Source organism: Olleya sp. ITB9, assembly GCF_001315805.1.
In the GTDB taxonomy this organism is placed as follows: Bacteria; Bacteroidota; Bacteroidia; order Flavobacteriales; family Flavobacteriaceae; genus Olleya; species Olleya sediminilitoris.
Window position 1 is genome coordinate 41,178 of sequence record NZ_BCBW01000031.1, and the last position, 25,525, is coordinate 66,702.

A 25,525-nucleotide genomic window follows, 5' to 3' on the forward strand; every position below is an offset into this window, starting at 1 on the left:
TCTAAAAAGTAATAGAAAATCATTCGGTGAAAACAATCTGTAAATCAGTAATTTAAAAATCTACATTTAGTAATTGACCACTCAATTGTAGTAATTGCAATTCGGCTAATTTAGCATCGTATTTAGCATTATTTCGGCTTAATTCTGCATTTAAGAGGTTAAGTTGTGCTTGTCTAAACTCGATTGAATTGACTTGACCTATCTTAAACTGCTCTTGAGTACGTTCAAAATTATTTTGTGAAGTGATAATGTTTTGCTTTTGTATATTAAAGATTTTCAATTTATTAGTGTAATCTTCCCAAGCGTTATCAAAATCACGTTTTATACCTTTTAGGATATTTTCTTTTTGAAGTTTTTGAGTTTCTAAATTAACTTTAGCATTTCTAACATTGGTTTTTGTTCTTCCTCCATCAAAGATATTCCATGATAAATTTAATCCAGCAGATAAACCTGTACTTGTACTAACAGACACGAATGATGCTGCATTGTTATTGTTTTTATTCCATCCGTAGGTACCAGATAATCCTAATGTTGGTAAATAACCCGATTGATTAGATTTTATACTTAATTGACTAATAGCAATATTTTTTTCGGTTTGTAATAAAGCAACGTTTCTTATTTTAGCTTGTTCAAATAAACTATCTCGTTGAAATTGTAAAGCAAAGTTAACTTCAGTATTTACAGTAAAATCATTATCTAAAGTATTGCCTAAAACAACATTTAAATCACGTTTGGCATTTTTAAGATCTTGATATGACGAAATGATGTTGATACTATCATTATTAATATCTACTTCCGCATTTAAAACCCCTAACTTAGTATTTTGTCCGTATTCAAACTGGTATTCTGCACGTACTAATCTATCTTTTGAAACTGCTAAGGTTTCTTTTAAAGCCTCTAAATTTTCAGTTAACTGTGCAACACTATAATATACAGAAAACAATTGAGTAATTGTATTTTCTATAGTTTCTCTGGCTTGAAGTTCTGACAACTGGTATTGTTCTTTCAAACTTTCGTAATTATAACGTCTACCTAATCCATCAAAAATGGTATAATTAAGGCTTATTGATGCATTATAACGGTCACTTTCTGCTCCATTTAGTACAGTAGGATCTGTTCCATTAGAAAACTCTGCTTCAGTATTATCTAAATTATAAGTGGCACCTGCAGCTGCAGTAACCGTTGGTAAATAACCAGAATTTAAAATACTTGTATTGTTATTAGCGACTTCAACATCATTTTTGGCAATTTTGATTCCGTAGTTATTATCTAAAGCTAATTTTACAGCGTCTTCTTGAGTTAAAATTTGTTGTGCATTTACAATTGAAGCACCACACAATAATACTAGAAGTAAAAGGCTTTTATTAATGTTCATTTTCTTCATTTTGTTCTTTAATTGCACGTTCTACTTCTTCTTTAGTTATATTATCTCCTGTAATTAACCATTTTGTTTTTTGCTTAATAGTATTACTAAACGATAAAAACAATGGTAAAACTAATAAGGTTAATATTGTTGCATAAGCAATACCAAATGATATTGAAATTGCCATAGGTTTTAAAAACTGAGCTTGTCTACTTTTTTCTAATAATAATGGTGCTAAACCAGCGACAGTTGTTAATGAGGTTAAAAATATGGCTCTAAATCTTGATTTACCAGCTTCAGATAACGCCAAATCAAAAGCCATACCTTCTTTTAAATTACTATTAAACTTACCTATCAATACTAAGCCATCATTAACCATAATACCAATTAAAGCGATAATACCTAGTAAGGATAATACATTAACCGGAAATCCTAAAATCCAGTGTCCCCAAGCTACAGCAGTCATACTAAAAGGCACTAATAAAAGTAACAATATAGGTTGACTATAACTTCTAAAAGTAAAAGCAATTGTAACGTAAATTAATAGCAATATTGGTATTCCGGCTTTACTTAAAGAACTTACTAATTTGTCTTTTTCACGATTTTGACCTTCGTAAGATGCTTTTATAGTTGGGTATTTTGATTGCAAATTAGGAATGAAATTATTTTTAATATCGTCTAAAATATCTGTCGTACTTGTACTTGGATCTTTTAAATCTGCAGACACCCTAATTTCTCTTAAACCTTCTAGGTGATTTATTGCTACATCTCCTCTAGCTATACTATAATTAGCAATGTCTTTTAAATTTACACGCTCACCAGTTGGTGTTAAAATACGCATGTCGTCTAAATCGTTTATCGAATTACGGTTTGGTCTGTCATAACGTACCCAAACTCTAATTTCGTCTTGTCCACGTTGAAAACGTTGTGCTTGTGATCCAAAAAAACCAGAACGTACTTGTGACATTACTGTTCTTAAATCTAAACCTAATAGATAGGCACTTTCTTTAAGTTGTAATCTAATTTCTTTAATTCCTGCAGGATCATTATCCTCAATATCTTTTAATAGTGGATTGGTAGACAGGTAAGCTTTAAGTTCTAGTTTAGATGCTTTAAGCTCTTCGATATTATTACCTAACAAGGATACAGATACTGGACTACCTCCAAAATTACCACCAGAACCAAAAATTAAACTTTCTGTTCCTATTACTGGTCCAACTAACTCTCTTAAACGATTAGAAACCATTGACGATTTTATAGCATCTGGACGTTCTTCTCCTGGTAACATATTTAATCTAAGAGTGGCACTTGAGCTACTATTGATACTTAAAATTGTATTTTCAAAAAGCTTTTTACCCGTTCCTTTTAAATATTTTTCGCTTAATTCTTCATTTACTATGAATGATTTTTCTTCAATCATAGAAATTATTGAATCTGTAACCTTAACATTTGTTCCATTAGGCATTTCTAATTGAACTGAAACCCTATCACTAGCTACACTTGGAAATAGTGTCACTCCAATTATACCTCCTCCTATTGATCCAAAAGTTAAAACTAGTAATGCAACAAATATACCTAAGGATAACACTTTAAATTGAAGCACAAAATCTAGGGCTGGAGCATACACTTTATCTCTTAAATAACCCATAAATTTATCTCCTGCTCTATTAATCCCTCTCATTTTAGCAAAAAACTGCTTCATCTTTGAAGGATTTTCTTCTTCTACTTGTGGTTGTAATGCTTTAGAATGTGCTAAGTGAGCTGGTAAAATAATTAATGCTTCAACTAAAGACACTACTAAAGTTAAAATTACTATGACTGAAACTTCGCTAAAAAACTCACCAATACGACTATCTAAAAACAAGAATAATGAAAAGGCTAGTAACGTAGTAATAATAGCCGAAACTACAGGAGGAATAACTTCCATTGTCCCATCCAACGCAGCTTGTTTTGGCGTTTTACCTTTTTCAAAATGTTGGTAAATGTTTTCTGCAATTACAATACCATCATCCACCAAAATACCAATAACGATGATCATACCAAATAATGATAATACATTAATTGTGACATCAAATTGTCCTGCAAAAATAAACATTCCTAAAAACGAAATTGGCAAACCAAAAGCTACCCAAAAGGCTAAACGTGTGTTAAGGAATAATGATAAAAACACCAATACCAAAATCATCCCAACTATTGCGTTTTCTGTCAATAAATCTGTACGCTGATTAAGTGTTATAGATAAATCTCTTACAATATGTAATTGTATGTTATTATATTTTTGATTAAAACTTGTGATATACTCCTTAACTTTATCTGCAGATGAAATTAAGTCTTCGTTATTAGTACTGGTTACCGAAACATTTACAGATAACTCTTGATTAAAATAAGATGCATTTGGTGTTTCAGAAAAACGATCTCTGATTACAGCAACGTCTTTTAATCGTACCACTTTACCATCTGCTGAGGCTTTTACAATAATATTAGAAAATTCTGCGCCATAATATTGTTTGTTATTAGCTCTAATCAAATACTCTTCGGCTTCTGTTTTTATATTTCCACCTGTTACTAATATGTTAGACGTACTTACAGCATTGGCAACATCGGTAAAAGTTAAGTTATAGGCTAATAAGCTTCCTTCATTTACAGCAATTTCTATCTCTTCTTCTGGATAACCTGTTACTTCTATTTGAGAAATACCTTCAATAGCACGTAAATCGTTTTCAACTTGACGACCTAATTGTTTTAATGTGGCTAACGGAATCTCTTTTCCGCTTAAAGCGAAAGAAATAGTCTCTCTAACTGCTTCTTGTTTAGAAACTACTAATGGCTCCATACCTGTAGGAAACGTTGGAACTCTATCTACCGCATTTTTAACTTCTAGTAACATGAAATCTAGGTTTTCACCTTTTTCGATTTCTACAGTAATGGTTCCGCTGTTTTCTCTTGACACAGATGTGACACGATCTACCCCTTTAAGTCCTTTTAAATTTTCTTCTATTTGAAGTACAATACCTTCTTCAATTTCTTGAGGTGAAGCTCCTGGATAAGCAATACTAACATTGATTATCTTAGATTCTGTTAATGGAAAAAACGAAGATTTTAAAGACGAATATCCAAGAATACCAAATATTGCAAATGCAATAATAAATACATTTACTGCAACATGGTATTTTATAAAATAGCTAATTATTTTTCTCATTATAGTATGCTATTTAGTTGTCTTTTGTTTCTACAAAAGGTTTTACAATCATACCAGAATAAGCTCCTGGTACTTGACGCTTTAAAATAACTGTTCCGTTTGGTACGTCTTGCAACACGACTTTGGTATCAGAAAAATGTACAGGTTTAGCTGGTATTACATCAAGGATAGAATCTTTTATGACAAATATTTCTTGATTATCCGTTAATAGATTTCTATTAATCTCAATTGCATTGTCAATACTTTTAGCATTTAAATTAGCTTCAAGATACATACCTTCTTTTAGGTCATCATCTGTCACCTCTATAAAAGCTGTAATGGTTTGTGTGTTAGCATCAATGCTTCCGTTTACTCTAGACACCTTTCCTGTATAACTTTCCGTTTTATCTAAATTAGTTAAAGCTACACTTTCACCTACTTTTAAAATATTAGCAAATGTTTTACTTATTGATACTTCCATTTCATAAACAGAAGGATTAATAAATTCGCCTAACTTTTGACCACTTCTAATTAAAGAACCTTCTGTTGCTAAAGCTTCGGTTAAAATACCATTAAAGGGAGCAGATATAGTGTACTTAGACAAACGCTGTTCTAAATTTTTTACATTGTAATAGCTTGTAATAATACCACGACCTGTTATGAAATAGTTTTCTTTATCAGAACTCATTTCTGGTAACTTGGGTGTTGTTTTATTTAAATCGAAACTATTTAAATAGGATTGCCATTTTGAAAATATATCTGGAAAATCTAATCTTAAATCTGGCATTATTGCAGCTATTGAATTGTACAAGTCACTTTTTGAAGATTGTACACTTGCATAATACTCTGAAGCATCAACACGAATTAAGGTTTGACCTTTACGATACGTTTGACCAGGTTTAAACAAATAGCTACCATTACGAAAAACGCCTTGCACTTCTGAATAGATTTCTACACGTTGTTTTGCTGTAAGATTACCATTAGCAGGAATTACAATAGGAATGGTTGTATTTTTAACCGTATCTGTAAAAACAGTTTTAATAACTTTTGCAGCTACTGGTCTTGGCTTATTTTTGTTATCAATAAGATTTTTTGCAATTATAAAAGCACCTATAATAAAAAGAACACCTAAAATTGAAAGGATAATTTTGCGCATGAATTTGGTTTTGATGGTATGACCGCAAAATTAGTTTATAGTTTAAAGGTTAAACGTTAAAAAAAAGCTAAAAGACTGATGTTAAAATTGTTCTAATTGTAGCGTTATATTTTCCCAATCTTCCATTAATTGCTCTAATTTATCTTTTTTAGCTTGATATCGTTCAAAAAAGTTAGGTTTAGCAACGGTTTCGTCATAATTAACAGCTAATTCTACATCAATATCTTTTATATCTTTTTCAAGCTGTGCGATTTTAGACTCGCAATTACTTAATCTGTTGTTTAATGATTTTTGCTTCTTTTGGTCTTCGTATGACTGTTTAGGTGTTTCTTTAGCTTCCGTTTTTACAACTGTACGTTTTTCAACCTCTCTAAGGTTTTCTACATTACGTTGTTCTAAATAATAATCAATATCACCTAAATATTTTTTAATATTTCCGTCTTTAAATTCGAACAAAGTGCTTGTTAAACCTTGTAAAAAATCTCTATCGTGAGATACTAAAATTAATGTTCCTTCAAAACGTTGCAAAGCATCTTTTAAAACATTTTTAGATTTTATATCTAAATGGTTGGTTGGCTCATCCATTATTAGCACATTAAACGGTTGTAACATTAGTTTTGCTAATGCTAAACGGTTACGCTCACCTCCAGATAAAACTCTAACATATTTATCTGCTTCTTCACCTCTAAATAAAAATGAACCTAAAATATCTCTAACTTTACTTCTGTTAGTTTCATTAGCTGCATCAATCATTGTATCTAAAACGGTTTTATTTCCGTCTAAATATTCTGCTTGGTTCTGTGCAAAATATCCTATTTGTACATTATGACCTAACTTTAATTCTCCTTCATGTTTTAAATCTCCTACTAAGATTTTTGCCAAAGTAGATTTTCCTTGACCGTTTTGACCAACAAAAGCTGTTTTAACATCACGCTCAATCATTAAATCAACACCAGATAATACGTGATTGTCTCCATAACTTTTAGAGATATTATTAGCCTCAACCACAACTTTTCCTGGAGTAATTGATACTGGAAAGTTTAAAGTCATTACGCTATTATCATCTTCATCAACCTCAATACGATCAATTTTATCTAATTTTTTAATTAAAGATTGTGCCATAGTTGCTTTGCTAGCTTTGGCACGAAATTTTTCTATTAGCTTTTCAGTTTGTTCAATTTGCTTTTGTTGATTTTTTTGAGAGGCTAATTGTTGTGTTCTAATTTCTTCTCTTAAGACTAAATATTGCGTGTAAGGTTTTGGGTAGTCATAAATACGTCCTAAGCTAATTTCGATAGTACGATTTGTAACATTGTCTAAAAACATTTTATCGTGAGATACAATTGCTACTGCACCTGAATAATTTTTAAGGAAACTTTCTAACCAAATAATAGACTCAATATCTAAGTGGTTAGTTGGCTCATCCAGAAGTAAAACATCGTTATTTTGAAGTAATAATTTGGCCAACTCAATACGCATACGCCAACCACCAGAAAAAGTATCTGTAAGTTTATTAAAATCTTCACGTTTAAAACCTAAACCTTGTAATATTTTTTCGGTTTCACCTTGATAATTATAACCACCTAAAATTTCATATTGATGCTGGATATCACTTAACTCAACCATTAGATCGTGATAAGCTTCACTCTCATAATCTGTACGTTCTGCTAATTGTGTATTTATATGTTCTATTTTAGCTTCAATCTCTTTAATTTCAGTGAAAGCTTGATATGATTCTTCAAGAACAGTACGACCCAAAATAAAGTCTATATCCTGTTTTAAAAAACCAATTTTCAAAGTTTTATCTGCAGCAATTTGACCTGAATCAGGCTCCATTTCTTTAGATAAAATTTTAAGCATGGTAGACTTACCTGCACCATTTTTACCTATAAGACCAACTCGGTCACCATTTCCTAATTTAAAAGTGATGTCTTCAAAAAGATATTCTCCTTGAAATGAAATTGATAAATTATGAATGTTTAGCATTGAATTGTGACTTATGTTACTTAATATAAAAATTAGAAGTTATATTTTTGTTCTTCTAATTACAAAAGGCAAAAGTACACAAATATTATGTTTAAAAAAGGCTCTAAATTATATTCAATTTTTACAGGTACATGTCCAAAATGTCACGAACAATCTATGTATACAAACCCTAATCCTTATGCTATAAGTAAGCTATTTAGTATGCATGAACGTTGCAGTAATTGTGATACAAAATATAAAATTGAACCTTCCTTTTTTTATGGTTCAATGTATGTTAGTTATGGAGTAGGTATAGCTTTTGCAGTTGCTGCATTTATAATAAGTTATGTATTTTTAGGAAGCAGTACAACCACAGCGTTTGTTGCTATTATATTTACATTAGTAGTATTTTATCCAATAATAGTTAGGCTTTCTAGAAATATTTGGATTAATATTTTTATGAGTTATGACAAAAAATTAGCAAAAAAAGATTAGTTTAAAAAAAACGACTACAGTCAATCTCTGTATCTAAACTTCCATTATTTTCAATAAAATTGAATAGTTGGTCAGCAACATATGGAGCAATCATAACGCCTCGTGACCCTAAACCGTTAAACAAATACATGTTTGGTATTGTTGGATGCTTACCTACCAAAGGTTTACGATCTTTAACAGTTGGCCTAATTCCAGCAACTTGATTAATGATTTCAAAATCGCATTTAACAAACGTTTTAAGCTTGTTTAATAACATTTCCTTTGCGTCCTCAGTGATAGTGTTCGTTTTATCTTTTTGCTCATAAGTAGAGCCTACACGATATAAATCCTCACCTAAAGGAATAACAAATACACTGGATTTTAACACATAATCTAATTTTAACTCTGGAGCATGAATAGTTAACAACTGACCTTTAGTACCTGAAAGTGGTAAATCTTTAAAATATGGATTTTGTTTCATACCAAAACCTTCAGCAAAGACAATGTGCTTTGCTGTAATATGTTGATAAATTACTTTTGATTCATCTAGGATTAACGCATCATAATTAAAGGTTTCTGAAATAAGAAGATTATTATCAGAAAGCCATTTTTTATAATTTTCAATAAGTTTCTTGGTATCTAATCTTCCCGTTTGAAAGACTTCACCTAATTTAAAATTAGCATCAATATAAGGGTTGTTATTAACAAAAAGATCAGTATTAATAAATGGTTTTAGTCCTTTTTTGTCTGAAGCAGAAAACCAATTATTTTGCTCTTCTAGGGACGTAAATCGTCTTTTAACAGGAATCTTATAATCTAAAGTAGAATTTAATTTTTGTTCTAAGAGTTTGTAAATAGGTAAAGCTGTAGCTAACTGTTCTTCACTTTTCCAAACTGGAGTAAAACGTTTTAAAGTTACTGGATTATATAATCCACCTGCAACAACCGAAGATTGCTGAGAATTATTATCTATGACTATAAAAGATTTATTATTCTCTAATAATTTTTCGCAAAAAGATAATCCTGCTAAACCGCAACCTACAACTATATAATCTACTTTCATGATACAAAAATATTGATAAATAAATCAAAAATCTAATCTGAATAAAAACAAAAAACGCTCACTTAAAAGTGAGCGTTTTTTAAAATATTAATTAGTGTGTAACTTAGTAAGACCACATGTCTAACTCAAAGTTTCTAATTTTTTCTTTTATTCTTTCAGACTCTAATAATTGCATTAAAGCATTTTCTGCAACATAATCTTCAACTTTTCTGTCTCCAAATACGTTTTCTTCTTTATAAATTACACTATTAAAACGTCTAGAGTTTAATATGTGATCAAAAGAAAAAGGCATTGCACTATTTTTAGCATTAAAAGCTTTAGACTCATGTAAAATACTTCTTGCATCTGGATAGAAAATCCAAAATAAAGGAATTGGCTCTTTGTTAGCTTCATCATTTGAGTTAACGTAGTTAACATCTGGTGCAGCTGGAGCAAGACCTAACAATCTATATTTTAATTCACCTTGACGCTTATCAAAATACCATAACCCTTTGATTAAGTATGCTGATACATCATAAGAAGCAATAGTTGTAGTTGTAATATACTCAGGATCTACAAAACCATCAGCATTTAACTGATCGTAACCAATATCCATAGTATCAACTGCTGTTCTAATTTGCTCTAATTCTTTTTTAGTACGTCTACCAGTAAAATATGAATCGTTATAAACATTTTCAATTTTACCTTCATCGATAGCCTTAGTTAGAACATCAAATAGAGAACGTCTTTCACTACCTATATTATTAGTATCAACAGGATAATATAATGGAAAGTTTACACGCTCGTCTAAAACAACTTTCTCCCAAGTCATTTTTGCAAACATAATATCTCTATCATCAACATAACCATATTCTAATGGTCTATCATTATCTAATGCTATTTGTTCCTCTGTTCTTACACCAATCTCATCTGGAGATTTAGCATTTAGAATATTAGATTGTGCAACTGATTGAGATGCAAAACATACTCCGAAAACAACTGCTAATAAAGATTTATAATTCATCTGAAATTTATTTTATAATTTATTAATCAAATTTAGTTTGATTAGTTAGATAGCTCAATTGCTATTGGACTAGCTGGTTTAATTCTTGGTCCCCCTGATGATTTAGACTTAATATCAAAAATCTGAATAGCATCACCACGTCTAGCTTTTCTTAAAGCTGCTTTAGCTTGACCATTTAATCTACTACCAGAAACATTTACTGTTGCTTGACCTGGTACTTTAATTTTAAATGATGTTACAGTTAAAGGTAAATCAAAATCAAAATCTTCTAATACTGCTTTAACAGTACCAATTTCAACATTGTTTCTTGGTAAAGAACCTTGAGACTTACCAGCAATAGTACCTGAAGGCTTTGGGATATCTTTAATTCTGAAAACTGCTCTGTCAGAAGCACTAGAACCGTCGTCAAGTTTTGCTGTAACATTAATAGTCACTTGCTTACCTGAACCAGGTGTCATAATATACTTACCACCACCTTTTGATGATAAACCTGATGCAGAAGCATTAACTTTGTTATCTGGCACACCTGCAAAAGAGATAGTCATTGGGTTAGCAACACCTCTGTAAACTACATTCATTTTATCAGCTGAAATTGTAGCTGAATTTGGTCTTGGAACTACAACATAGTTACCTATAATAGGTATTTCAAGTTCTTTACCGTCCTCTAAGAAAGTAAATTTACCATCTATATCATGTTCTCCAACATTACCAACATTAAAATCTAATTTAGCAGCTCCAGTAGAATCAATTGCTTCTGTTAGATCAATGTCTTTACCTGAAACGCTCATTTTAGTTGGTGCAACGTTAGCATACTTACCTAGAACAACTCTTCCTTGAAATTTTTCTCCAGCAAAGAATGCTGATTTATCAGCCAAAACAATCGCTTTATAATTTTTTAAAGAAGTAGCATTACTTACTAAGTTACCAAGAAAACCGTTATAAATATTAGTTTCAGTAGCTTTGATATCGTTTTGCATAGCTGTTAACTTTGTATAAGATGCAATAGCTGGAAAACCTTGGAAATGGTAATCTAACCATTTTTTCTCAACACCTTCGTTATCTTTAACTGGTGATGTACTAAAACGTTTTTCAAAGTTCTCAATTACAGGTTTCCACTTTGCTTCTTGTGGTAATACTGCAATTATATCTGACTTATACTTTTCAATTCTATCAAGTACTTCTTGACCTCTTTTGGTAAGTCTATCTCCTGTAAACCATAATTCATCTAGTTTATCTCCCTTATCCATTTCTTCGTAAGGTAAATCACCATTATCTTCAAGCTCGTAACCACCTAATTTTACTATATCATTGGCTTTAACTGTACCTAGAAATTTGTAAAAATCATCTGAAATTACGCTTATTTGCTTTGCTAATTCATTTGCCGATTGAAATTCCTCAGGCTTTTCTTCAGCTTGTGTGTTAAGTTGGCTTAATATACCATCATTTGAAGCTATTGCTAATTCATTAGCTCTATCAAATTTTTTATCCATTAACCCAAATGCAGATAATACTTCTTTTGACATAGTCATTGCAATCATTGCAATAAATACTAAGTACATCAGGTTAATCATTTTCTGTCTTGCGGACTGTTTTCCTCCTGCCATTTCTAATTAGTTTAATTTATTAATATTAGTTGATATTAATCACTAATTAGTTTTTATTCATTGCAGTTAACATTCCACCATATACTCCGTTTAAAGAAGATAAGTTAGACGCTAAAGATTGCATTTGTTCTTTTAATTTAGCAGCATTTTCAACAGCTTCTTCATTAATAGTAGCTTGACGAGAAGCACTTTCCATTTGCACTTTATATAAGCTATTTAAAGACTCCATTTGAGATGCAGCTAATGTCATTTCTTGACCATACTTTTTAGTAGCAGCAATAGAATCTACAGTTGGAGAAATTCCTTTTGCAGCTCCTTCAAAGTTTTTAATACTTGTTCCTAAGCTAGCCATTAATTCACCATCAATTTTAGCTTCTTTTAATAAGTTATCTAATTTTTTAGATAATAAACCTTCAGCATCTTTAGGCTCTTCAACTTTACCTTTTTTAGTTGTTGCTTGTCCGCCTGCTAATTCAGGATACACAAGAGACCAATCTAATTCACCACCTTGTTTTTCAAATGCAGATAATGTAAATACAACAGCTTCTACAATCATACCTATTGTTAAGATAAGTGAACCGTAAGGCCAGTGTTGGATTTTAAATAAAGCTCCAATAATTACAATTGCTGCTCCTAATCCGTAGACCATGTTCATTGTTGAAATCTTTTTTTGTGCCATAATTTCTAAGTTTTTAGTTGTTAAGTTTTTTAGTTGTTATTAGTAGTAATTATTATTGTCTTGAGTTAGCTGTAACATCAGTTCCCATGTAATCTTGAACCGTTCTGAAACCAATGTAACTTCTTGCAGAATCAGAATATTCGTAATCTCTTGAACTTACTTGTAAATAGTAAGCAACATCTTTCCAAGAACCACCACGAACAACTTTACGTTTGTTATATGGATCATTAACACTTGGATTAATAGTAGATGCGTACTCATATGAACCTGGATCGTAAGAAGAATCTACCCATTCTGACACGTTACCTGCCATGTTATATAAGTTAAAATCATTTGGCTCATAAGCATCTGCTTCAACTGTATATAAAGCTTGATCTGCTGCATAATCTCCTCTTAATGGTTTAAAGTTAGCCATAAAACAACCTCTATCGTTTTTAGCATAAGGTCCTCCCCAAGGAAAAGTTGCAGCTTGTAAACCTCCTCTTGCAGCATATTCCCATTGTGCTTCTGATGGTAATCTATAACGACCTACGTTGTGTATTTTTCTTGAACGTCTGTAATCATTGTGGTGTTTTGTTCTCCACTCACAAAATGCTTTAGCTTGTTGCCAAGATACACCTACTACTGGATAGTCACTGTAAGCATCGTGCCAGAAATAATCATTATGCATTGGCTCATTATAAGAATAAGCAAAATCTCTAATCCAAGCAGTTGTATCTGGATATATTTCAACCTCTTCTCTAATAACAACGTCTTTACGTCTTAAATTTTTATTTTTTGCAGCTTTTGCAATGTCCATGTAAGTGTATTGAAACTTAAATTTAGTTACATCCCAAGTACGTTGTCCATTGTAAGACTCCTCTAATGGTAAATACATTGTATCCATTACTTCCACATAGTACTCATCTGGATATTCTGCAGTGTCAAAAAACAAATCTACATCGTAGTTTAATTTTCTACCTTCATAACCAGTTTCACCAAGTCCACTATAATTATCAATCATATACTTTTCGTAAGCTGAAGTATCTGTTGTATCTGCATCTTTAAATGCAAATTCACCAATACCTCCATCATCTGGAGTCATTCCTACTTCATCAGCTAAGATTGCTAATTTTGTACGAATTGTTGAATCTCTTACCCATTCTACGAATTGACGATACTCACTATTTGTGATTTCTGTCTCATCCATGTAGAACGAAGCTACTGTAACTGTTTTAGCTGGTGCATCTTGTATACCTGCTAAATCATCATCTGCTTTACCCATAATAAAAGCTCCACCAGGAACTAATGTCATACCGAAAGGTTTTTCTGGGTGCCACTTTTTTCCTTTAGCACCTACTAGCTGTCCTTTATCTTTTGATCCACAACTTACTAAAAGTGCGAAAACCGCTGTTAATAATACAAACTTCTTCATATCCATTGAAAACTCGAGGTTAATTTAATACTCTTAATTTTTTTAAGAGCGTAAACATATTTATTTATTTAATGAAAAACAACTTTTTTGGCAAAAAAAAATACATTTCGTCGTAAAAATTTAACGCTTAAACGATACACAATATCGTCGATCTGTTAAGCTATACGATTAGACGCTATTTTTTTGATAAGCCTTATACCATCGCTCAGGTATTTTATCATTACAGGCATCTAAATAATCTTGATGCGTGCATGGTAATAACGTATGTTTTTTTAATTTATTATTAACATTTGCTAAAAATGGAATTTCTATCCACCAACGTCCTGTTTTTGTACTCTTATAGAAAATTAATTCATGAGATTCGGCTAAAGTAATGAATTTTTGGTGATTATCATCATTTGAAAAATCATCATCGTTAACACGACAATTAAAACCTTCAATAAAATACCAAATCATCTGTGAAATTAACATTGAAGTAATTTCGTCATCCTGAGACGGTTTATATTCATAAATACCAAATGATGATACTTTATTACTTATCCCTGCATAACGTGCTACTGCACAAATTTCTTTTCCATCTAAACCATTTGGTGACACCTTTTGCTTCTGACTAACTTCTGAGGCTTTGATAGCTCCCAAATCAACAGTAACAATATTTGCATCACGCATTACTGGCTCCACCAAAGTAATATCATTAGATATTTCTCCTAAACGATAAGGTTCAAAATACAAACGCTCCATCAAATCTATCTCTTCTTGACTATTAAAATATGTTTGATAGCCTAAAATAGCGTAGTTAAATAAGTTATATGGTTCGTCTAAAATTATTTTACCTACAAAATTTGAATTTTTAGTAGGTTTAGAAGAATCGCCTAAATCAAAAGATCTATCTACATTTACAACATTAACCATTGGCATTAAACTATCATAGGCACGATAATTAGCATAAGCTAAATCTTGACTTCCACCAATAATAACTGGTGTAATACGATTTTGCACTAATGTATTTATAGTTTCTTTTAAGGCAAAATAAGTATCCTCTACCGTTTCCCCTTTCTGAATATCACCTAAATCGGCAATGGACGCACTCCAACTTCCTGGATATAAAGTGTAAAAAGATTTTCTAATTTCGTTTAAATTAAAATCTTCTCCTATATAATTAACATCATTACGATTTTCAAGAACACCAAAGATGGCTATTTTAACTTTATCCAAATCTGGAAAACCATTCTGTACCGAATGAATTTTAATTTTTTGTCCTAAGCTTAAAGGCGATAATAATTGATTATGCGCTAAAACAGTATCTGAAACTGGAGTAAGAAAATTAAAATTCATTTATATTATTTCTTTTTTGCTGTAGTTTTTTTCTTGGTCGTTGTTTTCTTTTTTGCTGGAGCTTTCTTTTTAGTTGTAGCCTTTTTCTTTGTAGCTTTCTTCTTAGGCGCTTTCTTTTCTATTAAGTCTTTGACCTCATCCAAAGTCAATGCTTTTGCATCCACTGTTTTAGGCAACTCAATCTTAATTTTTCCTTTTAAGATGTTATGTCTTCCCCAACGCGCTTTTTCGACACGTATACCTTCTTCTTCCCAATTATGGACAACTTTATCAATTTCCTTTTGAATTTTAGCATCAACTAATTCTTCAATTTCTTCGGTAGTTAAATTATCCCAATCGTATTTTTTGTTGACATTAATAAACAAACCATTCCATTTAATGAAAGGTCCAAAACGTCCTTTACCTTTTGTAACGCCATGTCCTTTATAATGATACACAGGAGCATCAGCAATTTCTTTTTCTTTAATTAACTCTATAGCATCCTCTATTTCTACATTTAAAGGATCTTGACCAGGAGCTAATGATACATATTTTTTACCATATTTTACATAAGGTCCAAAACGTCCATTATTAACTTCCACTACTTCATCTTCATATTTCCCTAAAGTTCTTGGCAATTTAAACAAATCCATTGCCTCTTCATACGTGATAGTTGTTAACTGTTGGTCAGGACTTAAACTAGCAAAGGTGGGTTTTTCTTCGTCATCTACAGTTCCCATTTGTACCATAGGTCCAAATTTACCTAAACGAACACTTACTTGTTTTCCTGATTTTGGATCTTTACCTAAAATACGTTCTCCAGATTCTCTATCAGCGTTTTCTTTTACATCTTCAACAACAGGATGAAACTTTTTGTAAAAAGTTTTCATCATTTTTTTCCAATCCTCTTTACCTTCGGCAATATCATCAAATTGGTTTTCAACTTTTGCTGTAAAGTTGTAATCTAAAATACTTTCAAAATGATTTACTAAAAAATCAGTTACAATCATTCCTATATCTGTTGGCACTAATTTCCCTTTATCAGATCCAACTTTTTCTGTTAAAGTCTTATCCTTTAACTCACCATCTTGTAACACTAATTGTGTATATTCTCTCTCAACACCTTCAATAGTCCCTTTTTCTACGTAGTTTCTATTTTGAATTGTCGAAATTGTTGGCGCATATGTAGATGGTCTACCAATACCTAACTCTTCTAACTTCTTAACTAAAGACGCTTCAGTATACCTGTAAGGCGCACGCGAATAACGTTCGGTGGCAGTAATAATTTTATTTAGCAATGTTTCATTTACCTTCATTGCAGGTAACATGCCTTCTTGCTCTAGATCTTCATCATCTGTACCTTCTAAATACACTTTTAAAAACCCATCAAAAGTAATTACCTCTCCATTTGCTGTAAAGGTTTGTTTATGTGTGTTAGCTTCTATTTTAACGTTGGTACGTTCTAATTGTGCTTCACTCATTTGAGACGCAATAGCACGTTTCCAAATTAAATCATATAATCTTGCTTGATCATAATCTATATCTACTGAATGTCTTGTAAAATCTGTTGGTCTAATCGCTTCGTGAGCCTCTTGAGCACCTTTAGATTTTCCTTTAAAATTACGCTCTTTAGCATACTCTTTTCCATAGGCAGCAACAATTTCTTTTTCAGCTCCTTTTCTTGCCTCATCAGATAAATTAACACTATCTGTTCTCATATAAGTAATCAGACCAGCTTCATACAAACGCTGAGCCATTGTCATGGTTTTACTTACTGAAAAGTATAATTTACGTGATGCTTCTTGCTGTAAGGTCGAAGTTGTAAATGGTGCTGCTGGAGATTTTTTTGCTGGCTTTTTAGTTAAATCTGCAACTTTAAAATCGGCATTAGCATTACTTTCTAAAAAGTCAAAAGCTTCTTTTTTAGTTGAAAATGTTTTTGGTAATTTAGCTTTAAATGATTGACCAGCTTCATTTGAAAACTCAGCATCAATCCTATAAGACGCTTCAGGTTTAAAATCTTGTATATCACGTTCGCGCTCAACAATTAACCTCACAGATACGGATTGTACACGACCTGCAGACAAACCTCCTTTTACTTTTCTCCATAACACAGGAGACAACTCATAACCTACTATTCTATCTAATACACGACGTGCTTGTTGTGCATCTACTAAATCATAATCAATTTGTCTTGGATTTTCTACTGCTTTTTGGATTGCAGCTTTTGTAATCTCATGAAAAACGATACGTTTAGTTTTATCTTTTTCAAGTTTTAAAGACTCGGCAAGGTGCCAAGCAATAGCTTCTCCTTCACGATCCTCATCACTTGCTAGCCAAACCATTTCGGCTTTTTTAGCAAGATCTTTTAATTTTTTTACAAGTGACTTCTTGTCCGAGGACACTTCGTATTTTGGATCAAAATCTCCTTCAACATCTACTCCCAATTCCTTAGAAGGTAAGTCTGCAATATGCCCAAAACTGGATTCGACTTTAAAGTCTTTTCCTAAAAATTTTTCAATTGTTTTTGCTTTTGCAGGTGACTCTACTATTACTAAATTCTTCGCCATTCTTCGATTTTTATGAGCACAAAGGTATATCAAAAAAAATTTATCTTCCTAATTTTATAACTTTTAGGTTAAATTTAAGGTCTGTCAGATTGTCATAATTTTAAAATAATCCTATCTTTGCGTACTCATTAGAGGTTAGTGATTTCAACACATTTATGGAAAAGACAATAGACGAAAACAAACAAGGCGAAACATTAGTTATCCCTCAAAAAAAAGAAAACACCAAAAAACTTTTTATTGAAAGTTATGGTTGTTCTATGAATTTTAGTGATAGTGAGATTGTTGCCTCAATATTACAAAACGAAGGTTTTAATACCACACAAAGTCTTGAAGAAGCAGATTTAGTATTGGTAAACACCTGCTCTATTCGTGATAAGGCTGAACAAACTGTTAGAAAACGTTTAGAGAAATACAATGCTGTAAAACGTACCAATCCAAAAATGAAAGTTGGTGTTTTAGGTTGCATGGCTGAACGTTTAAAAAGCAAATTTTTAGAAGAAGAAAAAATAGTAGACCTTGTAGTAGGTCCAGATGCCTATAAAGATTTACCAAATTTAATTGCTGAAGTAGACGAAGGTCGCGATGCAATTAACGTTATATTATCTAAAGAAGAAACTTATGGAGATATTGCTCCTGTTAGACTAAACACTAACGGAGTTACCGCTTTTGTATCTATAACTAGAGGTTGTGATAATATGTGTACCTTTTGTGTAGTTCCTTTTACAAGAGGTAGAGAGCGTAGTCGTGATCCACAAAGTATTATTGAAGAAGTTAATGACCTATGGAATAAAGGTTACAAAGAAATCACCTTACTAGGACAAAATGTAGATAGCTACCTTTGGTATGGTGGTGGCTTAAAAAAAGATTTTGAAAAAGCTTCTGATTTTGAAAAAGCTACAGCAACTGACTTTGCCAAACTTTTAGAGTTGTGCGCTAAAGCACAACCTAAAATGCGTATTAGATTTAGCACATCAAACCCTCAAGACATGCATCTAGAGGTTATAAAAACCATGGCTAAATTTGACAACATCTGTAACCATATACACTTACCTGTACAAAGCGGAAGTGATAGAGTACTTAAAGCCATGAATCGTTTACATACTCGTGAAGAGTATTTTACTTTAATAGATAATATTAAAACAATTATTCCTGGTTGTGCAATAAGTCAGGATATGATTGCTGGTTTTCCAACTGAAACTGAGCAAGACCATCAAGATACATTAAGCTTAATGGAATATGTAAAATATAATTTTGGTTATATGTTTACCTACTCTGAAAGACCTGGTACTTTAGCTGAACGTAAATTTGAAGATGACATACCAGAATCAACTAAAAGCAGACGTTTAAGCGAAATTATAGCACTTCAATTAAAACATAGTGAATTTAGAACGAGACAATTTTTAAATACAACTGTGGAAGTTTTAGTAGAAAAACAATCAAAAAAATCTGATCAACAATGGTCTGGTCGTACACAACATAATATAGTAGCCGTATTCCCTAAAGGTGATTTTAAAATTGGAGATTTTGTAAATGTAAAGATAACAGACTGTACAAAAGCTACGTTAATAGGTGAGGCAGTAGGACTATCTAAAAACAACTAATCAGATTATGAAAAAAACATTACTAATATTGCTAACCGTTACATTGATTACATCTTGTAACAATGAAACTCTGGAAGGTTTTGAACTAGCAGACAATACGACAAGTAATAACGTACAACTAACTAATTATACATTTGACGTAGATACAGAAATTATTTTTTTTGGACCTGTAAATATCAATACTGATTTTAGCTTTAACACTAACAATAAAGTATCTACCTTAGATGTAGAAACTATCTTTTCAAATGTTCCGTTTTATACCTCAGGAATTATTAACAGAGATAGTAGTGGTAAAATTTTAAATGCACAAAGTTTTGAAGGTGATACACCAATTAGCCAAACTAGCATAACATACTCAACAGGTAGCAACATCTCTCAAATTAATTTTAATGATTTAACAGACGATACTGAGGACTACACTTATAATTTTACAATATCAGGTAATTCTATAACTAAAACTCAAGACGGAAATCCAGTAACTACAGTTTATACTACAGATAATTTAGGAAGACTAATCACAAAAGAGTCTTTTGAAGATGGTGAAAGTATTCAAATAGAAAACCTAGTATATGACACAAATGGTAATTGTATTTCTGTAATCACATCAGGTGAGCTTAATAACAATACAATCTATGGTTACGATACTTTTACCAACCCTTTAAAAGATGGTTTTAGTGATCAATATTGGTTAACAATTTTAGATGATGATTATGAAGCTGAAGCTGGACCTGCTATTGTACAATTTCACAGTACAAACAATTGGATAAATGTTTCTTCAGAAGCAACAACAGTTAATTTTACTATGACTTATGATACAGAAAACCGTATATTAAGCAGAAGCGGAACTTTTACCAACGAAGGTATAGAAGTCACTCATAACGAAAACTTTAATTACGTTAACTAACATGGAATCAATACAATCTATAAAACAACGTTTTGGTATTATAGGAAATAGCCATGCTTTAAATCGTGCTATCGAAAAAGCAATGCAAGTCTCTCCTACTGATATATCTGTATTGGTAACAGGAGAAAGTGGTGTTGGTAAAGAGAGTATTCCAAAAATAATCCATCAACTTTCTCATCGCAAACATGGTAAATACATTGCTGTTAATTGTGGTGCAATACCAGAAGGAACTATAGATAGCGAACTTTTTGGTCACGAAAAAGGAGCCTTTACTGGTGCAACTGCTACCAGAAGTGGTTATTTTGAAGTTGCAGATGGTGGAACCATTTTTTTAGATGAAGTTGGAGAACTTCCACTAACCACACAAGTACGCTTATTACGTGTATTAGAAAATGGCGAATTTATAAAGGTTGGATCCAGTAAAGTTCAAAAAACAAACGTACGTATAGTAGCAGCAACAAACGTTAATATGTTTGAAGCTATTAAAAAAGAAAAATTTAGAGAAGATCTTTACTATCGTTTAAGCACAGTAGATATAAACCTTCCTCCTTTAAGAGAGCGTCAAGAGGATATTCATATTTTATTCAGGAAATTTGCTAGTGACTTTGCATTAAAGTACAAAATGCCAACTATAAAATTGACTGATGATGCTATACAGTTATTATTAAAATATCGCTGGAGCGGAAATATAAGACAGCTGCGTAACGTTGCAGAACAAGTGTCTGTTTTAGAACAAAACAGGACCATAAACGCTACTACTCTACATGGCTATTTACCAAGCGGAAGCAACCTTCCAGCTGTTATAAATTCGACTAAATCCGAAAGTGATTTTAGTAGCGAGCGCGAAATATTGTACAAAGTCTTATTTGACATGAAAGCTGATTTAAATGATTTAAAAAAGCTAACCATGGAATTAATGAAAAGCGGTAACGCTAATGACGTTAAAAAAAATAACGAAACATTAATTCAGAAAATATATGGCGAAAATGAAAGCGACACCGAGTTTGAAGAACACATAGAAGATATGGAAGTATTATCCATACCTCAAAATGCAAACAACACCTCTGCAATAACAGATAATGCTGCAGACAAATACCATTTTGCTGAAGAAATTGAAGAAGAGGAAACGCTATCCTTACACGATAAAGAATTAGAACTAATCAAAAAATCTTTAGAACGTCATAACGGAAAAAGAAAATTAGCAGCAGAAGAATTAGGGATTAGTGAACGTACCCTTTACAGAAAAATTAAACAATTTGATTTGTAATACAACGTTGTTATTTTAAACAAAACATAAATGAAATACATTAAAAACATATTATTACTTTGTATTACTATAACAGTATTAAGTTGTGGTGCATACTCTTTTACAGGTGCTGATACAGGATCTGCAACAAGCTATCAAGTTAATTACTTTCAAAATACCGCAACATTAATAGATCCAGGTTTAGACCTAGATTTTACTAGAGCTTTACAAGATTTAATTCAAAATCAAACCAGTTTAGACCTTGTTAACTCAAATGGAGATTTAGTCTATGAAGGAGAAATTACACAATACCGTATATCACCAACTACTGCAACAGCAAATAGTACAGCAGCACAAAACAGACTAACCATTGGTGTAAAAGTTAGATTTTACAATAAAAAAGAACCAGAAAAAGATTTTGAAAAATCATTCTCTTTTTTCTATGACTATACAGGTACTGAATTATTATCAGGAACCACAAAAACTGTGGCTTACGAGGAGATTTTTGAGCGTTTAACACAAGACATATTTAATGCCTCATTAGCAAACTGGTAACCAATGACAAGCCTAGAATTAACAAATATACTCCAACAACCTCAGCTTGTAACAGCAAATCAAACTAACAATCTAGAAACTATTCTAGAGGAGTTTCCGTATTTTCAATCAGCAAGAGCGCTATTTCTTAAAGGTTTAAAAAACAAAGACAGTTTTAAATACAATCAGGCATTAAAAGTAACAGCAGCATATACAACAGATAGAAGTATATTGTTTGATTTTATAACTTCAGAAGTCTTTAATCAAAACGAAATTTCAGAATACATAAAACAAAACTCAGCCTACATAAATAGTTTAGATGTTTTTGCAGAAGACATGACTGATAACACAAATCAATCAGTAAAAAATGCATTAAATATTCAAATTGAAACTACTAAACAAACTTTAAACCCAGATTTATTTCAACCCAAATCTGAAGTTAAAACAGAAAAAAAACCTGTAGTTGAGCAATCCAAAACGGATACTATAGATTCTGAAAAAGTTGAAGCAGAAACCATATTAAAAATAGGAAAACCATTAGAATTTGATAGAAATGAAACGCACAGTTTTAATGAGTGGTTAAGTTTATCAAAACTAAAACCTATTCAAAGGGAAACTTCAACACCAATTGAGGATACCACAAATAAAGAACGTGCTAAAAAATTTGAATTAATAGATAAATTTATAATCGAGAACCCAAAACTTGAAGCTAAAAAAACAAAAGTATCCTCACACAATATAGCTAAAGCACAGATGATACAGCCAGAGGTTTTAATGACAGAAACCTTAGCTCGTATTTATGTAGAACAAAAAAACTATAAAAAAGCAATTCAATCTTATAAAATATTAAGTTTGAAATATCCAGAAAAAAGTGGTTTCTTTGCAGACCAAATTAAAGCAATACAAAAATTACAAGACTAAATACTATAATATAATGAGCACATTTGCAATCTTTTTATTCTTAATCGTAGTAGTAGCATTTTTACTAATAGTAGTAATTATGGTACAAAATCCTAAAGGTGGTGGATTATCATCTTCTTTCGGAGGTGGTGGAACACAGCAATTAGGTGGTGTTAAAAAAACAACAGACTTTTTAGATAAAAGTACTTGGACTTTAGCAACAATCTTACTTGTATTAATTTTAGCATCAAGTTTAGGAATTGACAAAAATGGTGTAGCTAACGAATCAAAAATTTTAGAAAGTGATTCAATCGAGTTACCAACACCTACTGCTCCTGCTCCAACAACAGATGAGGCAACTAAAGTAATAGAGCCTACAAGTGGAAAATAATTCTAAATAATAAAAAATTAAAAAAAATGCCAACTTTTACAGTTGGCATTTTTTATTTCTGAAAGTTTGTCAGTCCATATCTGTTGGCACATTTTTAGCTTATAATAATTCAAATTTTTAAATTAATTAAACCTATATATTATGAGTAAATTAAACATTAAACCACTTGCAGATCGTGTGCTAGTAGAAGCACTTCCTGCCGAAACACAAACAGCTTCTGGTTTATACATACCAGATACAGCTCAAGAAAAGCAACACAAAGGAACTATTGTTGCTGTTGGAAACGGAAAAAAAGACGAACCATTGACCGTTAAAATTGGAGACAAAGTACTTTACGGACAATATTCTGGTTCTGAGATTAAGCTAGATGGTAAAGCTTACTTAATGATGCGCGAAGATGACATCATGGCTATAATCTAAATAGCTATTAGTTTAACTACAATTAATACAAACAAAATTTAGTTAAGCCTAGTGCTTAAACTATAACAAAATTCAAAAAAATGGCAAAAGATATAAAATTTGATATTGAAGCACGTGACGGATTAAAACGTGGTGTTGATGCATTAGCTAATGCAGTAAAAGTAACTTTAGGACCAAAAGGTAGAAACGTTATTATTGGACGCTCATTTGGTGCTCCTGTAGTTACAAAAGATGGTGTTAGCGTTGCAAAAGAAATAGAATTAGAAGATGCTCTTGAAAATATGGGAGCTCAAATGGTAAAAGAAGTTGCTTCTAAAACCAATGATTTAGCTGGTGACGGTACAACAACTGCAACCGTTTTAGCACAAGCAATTGTAAAAGAAGGTTTACGTAATGTTGCTGCAGGTGCAAATCCAATGGATTTAAAACGTGGTATTGATAAAGCAGTAGAAGCTATTGTAACAGATTTAGATAAGCAATCTAAAGAAGTTGGTGATTCTTCTGAAAAAATCAAACAAGTTGCGTCTATTTCTGCAAATAACGATGGTGTAATCGGAGACCTTATTGCTAAAGCTTTTGGTAAAGTTGGAAAAGAAGGTGTTATTACTGTTGAAGAAGCAAAAGGAACCGAAACTTATGTTGATATTGTTGAAGGTATGCAGTTTGACAGAGGATATTTATCTCCTTATTTTGTAACAAACAGTGACAAAATGATTACTGATTTAGAAAATCCTTACATCTTATTGTACGATAAAAAAGTATCTACAATGAAGGATTTATTACCTGTTTTAGAGCCAGTTGCACAATCAGGAAAACCATTATTAATTATTGCTGAAGATGTTGATGGTGAAGCTTTAGCAACATTAGTAGTTAACAAATTACGTGGATCTTTAAAAATTGCTGCTGTAAAAGCACCAGGTTTTGGTGATCGTAGAAAAGCTATGTTAGAGGACATCGCTATTTTAACTGGTGGTACTGTTGTCTCTGAAGAAAGAGGTTTTACTTTAGAAAACACAACTTTAGAAATGTTAGGAACAGCTGAGCGTGTTACTATTGATAAAGACAATACAACTGTAGTTAATGGAGCTGGTGATAAAAGTTTAATTCAAAACAGAGTTAACCAAATTAAAGCGCAAATTGAAACAACTACAAGTGACTATGATAAAGAAAAACTTCAAGAACGTCTTGCTAAATTAGCAGGTGGTGTTGCTGTACTTTATGTTGGTGCTGCTAGTGAAGTTGAAATGAAAGAAAAGAAAGATCGTGTAGACGATGCTTTACATGCTACACGTGCTGCAGTTGAAGAAGGTATTGTTGCTGGAGGTGGTGTTGCTTTAGTTAGAGCTAAATCTGTACTTGATAAAATAACAACAGAAAACTTAGACGAAACAACAGGAATACAAATTGTTGCTCGTGCTATTGAAGCACCTTTACGTACTATTGTATCTAATGCAGGTGGAGAAGGAAGTGTTGTAGTATCAAAAGTAATGGAAGGTAAAAAAGACTTTGGTTACGATGCTAAAACAGAAAACTATGTAGACATGCTTAAAGCAGGAATTATTGATCCTAAAAAAGTAACTAGAATAGCATTAGAAAATGCTGCTTCAGTTGCAGGAATGATCTTAACTACTGAGTGTGCATTAATAGACATTAAAGAAGATGCACCAGCTGGAGGCGGAATGCCAATGGGTGGAGGTATGCCAGGTATGATGTAATACTATCACTCTTAATATAATAAAAAAGCCT

At 31.8% G+C, this 25,525-nt stretch carries 20 protein-coding genes; 9 read left to right on the forward strand and 11 right to left on the reverse strand.

Going from position 1 to position 25,525, the window contains the following annotated elements:
* Positions 1-52: 52 nt before the first annotated feature.
* The 4 genes from ITB9_RS08420 to ITB9_RS08435 all read right to left on the reverse strand — a co-directional run bounded on the left by ITB9_RS08420 (position 53) and on the right by ITB9_RS08435 (position 7,683).
* A complete protein-coding gene (locus ITB9_RS08420; protein ID WP_054851875.1) occupies positions 53-1,375 on the reverse strand; it encodes a TolC family protein in 1,323 nt (440 codons plus the stop codon).
* Positions 1,365-4,562, reverse strand: a complete 3,198-nt coding sequence (locus ITB9_RS08425; RefSeq protein WP_028289579.1) for an efflux RND transporter permease subunit — start codon at positions 4,560-4,562, stop codon at positions 1,365-1,367. The genes ITB9_RS08420 and ITB9_RS08425 overlap by 11 nt, the downstream gene beginning before the upstream one ends.
* A 13-nt stretch (positions 4,563-4,575) precedes the next feature.
* Positions 4,576-5,697 carry an efflux RND transporter periplasmic adaptor subunit gene (locus ITB9_RS08430; protein ID WP_054851876.1) on the reverse strand — a complete coding sequence of 374 codons (1,122 nt, stop codon included), beginning with the start codon at positions 5,695-5,697 and terminating at the stop codon, positions 4,576-4,578.
* An 81-nt stretch (positions 5,698-5,778) separates the two neighbouring features.
* The gene (locus ITB9_RS08435) at positions 5,779-7,683 is read right to left on the reverse strand and encodes an ABC-F family ATP-binding cassette domain-containing protein (RefSeq protein ID WP_054851877.1); all 1,905 of its coding nucleotides are present in this window, start codon (positions 7,681-7,683) and stop codon (positions 5,779-5,781) included.
* 87 nt (positions 7,684-7,770) lie between these two features.
* Between ITB9_RS08435 and ITB9_RS08440 the strand changes: the two genes are divergently transcribed.
* Positions 7,771-8,157 carry a DUF983 domain-containing protein gene (locus tag ITB9_RS08440; protein ID WP_054851878.1) on the forward strand — a complete coding sequence of 129 codons (387 nt, stop codon included), beginning with the start codon at positions 7,771-7,773 and terminating at the stop codon, positions 8,155-8,157.
* 1 nt (position 8,158) lies between these two features.
* Here the strand turns inward: ITB9_RS08440 and ITB9_RS08445 are convergent, their stop codons facing one another.
* The 7 genes from ITB9_RS08445 to topA form a co-directional block, all read right to left on the reverse strand.
* Positions 8,159-9,199: an FAD-binding oxidoreductase gene (locus tag ITB9_RS08445; RefSeq protein ID WP_054851879.1), complete on the reverse strand. Its 1,041-nt coding sequence runs from the start codon at positions 9,197-9,199 to the stop codon at positions 8,159-8,161.
* Positions 9,200-9,302: 103 nt separating this feature from the next.
* Entirely contained in the window at positions 9,303-10,202 is a 900-nt protein-coding gene (gldN, locus tag ITB9_RS08450) for a gliding motility protein GldN (RefSeq protein WP_028289574.1), read from the reverse strand.
* A gap of 41 nt (positions 10,203-10,243) precedes the next feature.
* Complete coding sequence (gene gldM / locus ITB9_RS08455) at positions 10,244-11,806, reverse strand: gliding motility protein GldM (protein WP_028289573.1); 1,563 nt, start codon at positions 11,804-11,806, stop codon at positions 10,244-10,246.
* Between the two features lie 46 nt (positions 11,807-11,852).
* Positions 11,853-12,485 carry a gliding motility protein GldL gene (gldL, locus tag ITB9_RS08460; RefSeq protein WP_028289572.1) on the reverse strand — a complete coding sequence of 211 codons (633 nt, stop codon included), beginning with the start codon at positions 12,483-12,485 and terminating at the stop codon, positions 11,853-11,855.
* A gap of 52 nt (positions 12,486-12,537) precedes the next feature.
* The gene (gldK, locus tag ITB9_RS08465) at positions 12,538-13,905 is read right to left on the reverse strand and encodes a gliding motility lipoprotein GldK (RefSeq protein ID WP_028607342.1); all 1,368 of its coding nucleotides are present in this window, start codon (positions 13,903-13,905) and stop codon (positions 12,538-12,540) included.
* Between the two features lie 162 nt (positions 13,906-14,067).
* Positions 14,068-15,234, reverse strand: a complete 1,167-nt coding sequence (locus ITB9_RS08470; RefSeq protein WP_054851880.1) for a formimidoylglutamase — start codon at positions 15,232-15,234, stop codon at positions 14,068-14,070.
* 5 nt (positions 15,235-15,239) lie between these two features.
* Positions 15,240-17,783 carry a type I DNA topoisomerase gene (gene topA / locus ITB9_RS08475; protein ID WP_054851881.1) on the reverse strand — a complete coding sequence of 848 codons (2,544 nt, stop codon included), beginning with the start codon at positions 17,781-17,783 and terminating at the stop codon, positions 15,240-15,242.
* A gap of 155 nt (positions 17,784-17,938) precedes the next feature.
* Here topA and miaB point away from each other — a divergent pair, with 155 nt between their 5' ends.
* From miaB to groL, 8 genes are all read left to right on the forward strand, one after another.
* Positions 17,939-19,384, forward strand: coding sequence for a tRNA (N6-isopentenyl adenosine(37)-C2)-methylthiotransferase MiaB (gene miaB, locus ITB9_RS08480; RefSeq protein ID WP_054851882.1), 1,446 nt, complete (start codon positions 17,939-17,941; stop codon positions 19,382-19,384).
* Between the two features lie 7 nt (positions 19,385-19,391).
* Entirely contained in the window at positions 19,392-20,288 is an 897-nt protein-coding gene (locus ITB9_RS08485) for a hypothetical protein (protein WP_028607339.1), read from the forward strand.
* A gap of 1 nt (position 20,289) precedes the next feature.
* Positions 20,290-21,555 carry a sigma-54-dependent Fis family transcriptional regulator gene (locus ITB9_RS08490; RefSeq protein WP_028289566.1) on the forward strand — a complete coding sequence of 422 codons (1,266 nt, stop codon included), beginning with the start codon at positions 20,290-20,292 and terminating at the stop codon, positions 21,553-21,555.
* 30 nt (positions 21,556-21,585) lie between these two features.
* On the forward strand, positions 21,586-22,089 hold the full coding sequence (locus ITB9_RS08495) for an LptE family protein (protein ID WP_028289565.1): 504 nt from the start codon (positions 21,586-21,588) through the stop codon (positions 22,087-22,089).
* Between the two features lie 3 nt (positions 22,090-22,092).
* Positions 22,093-22,989, forward strand: a complete 897-nt coding sequence (locus tag ITB9_RS08500) for a hypothetical protein (protein WP_054851883.1) — start codon at positions 22,093-22,095, stop codon at positions 22,987-22,989.
* A gap of 13 nt (positions 22,990-23,002) precedes the next feature.
* Positions 23,003-23,359 carry a preprotein translocase subunit SecG gene (gene secG / locus ITB9_RS08505; RefSeq protein WP_054851884.1) on the forward strand — a complete coding sequence of 119 codons (357 nt, stop codon included), beginning with the start codon at positions 23,003-23,005 and terminating at the stop codon, positions 23,357-23,359.
* A gap of 141 nt (positions 23,360-23,500) precedes the next feature.
* Positions 23,501-23,779: a co-chaperone GroES gene (gene groES / locus ITB9_RS08510; RefSeq protein ID WP_028289562.1), complete on the forward strand. Its 279-nt coding sequence runs from the start codon at positions 23,501-23,503 to the stop codon at positions 23,777-23,779.
* Between the two features lie 80 nt (positions 23,780-23,859).
* The gene (groL, locus tag ITB9_RS08515) at positions 23,860-25,494 is read left to right on the forward strand and encodes a chaperonin GroEL (protein ID WP_054851885.1); all 1,635 of its coding nucleotides are present in this window, start codon (positions 23,860-23,862) and stop codon (positions 25,492-25,494) included.
* The last annotated feature ends 31 nt before the right edge of the window (positions 25,495-25,525 follow it).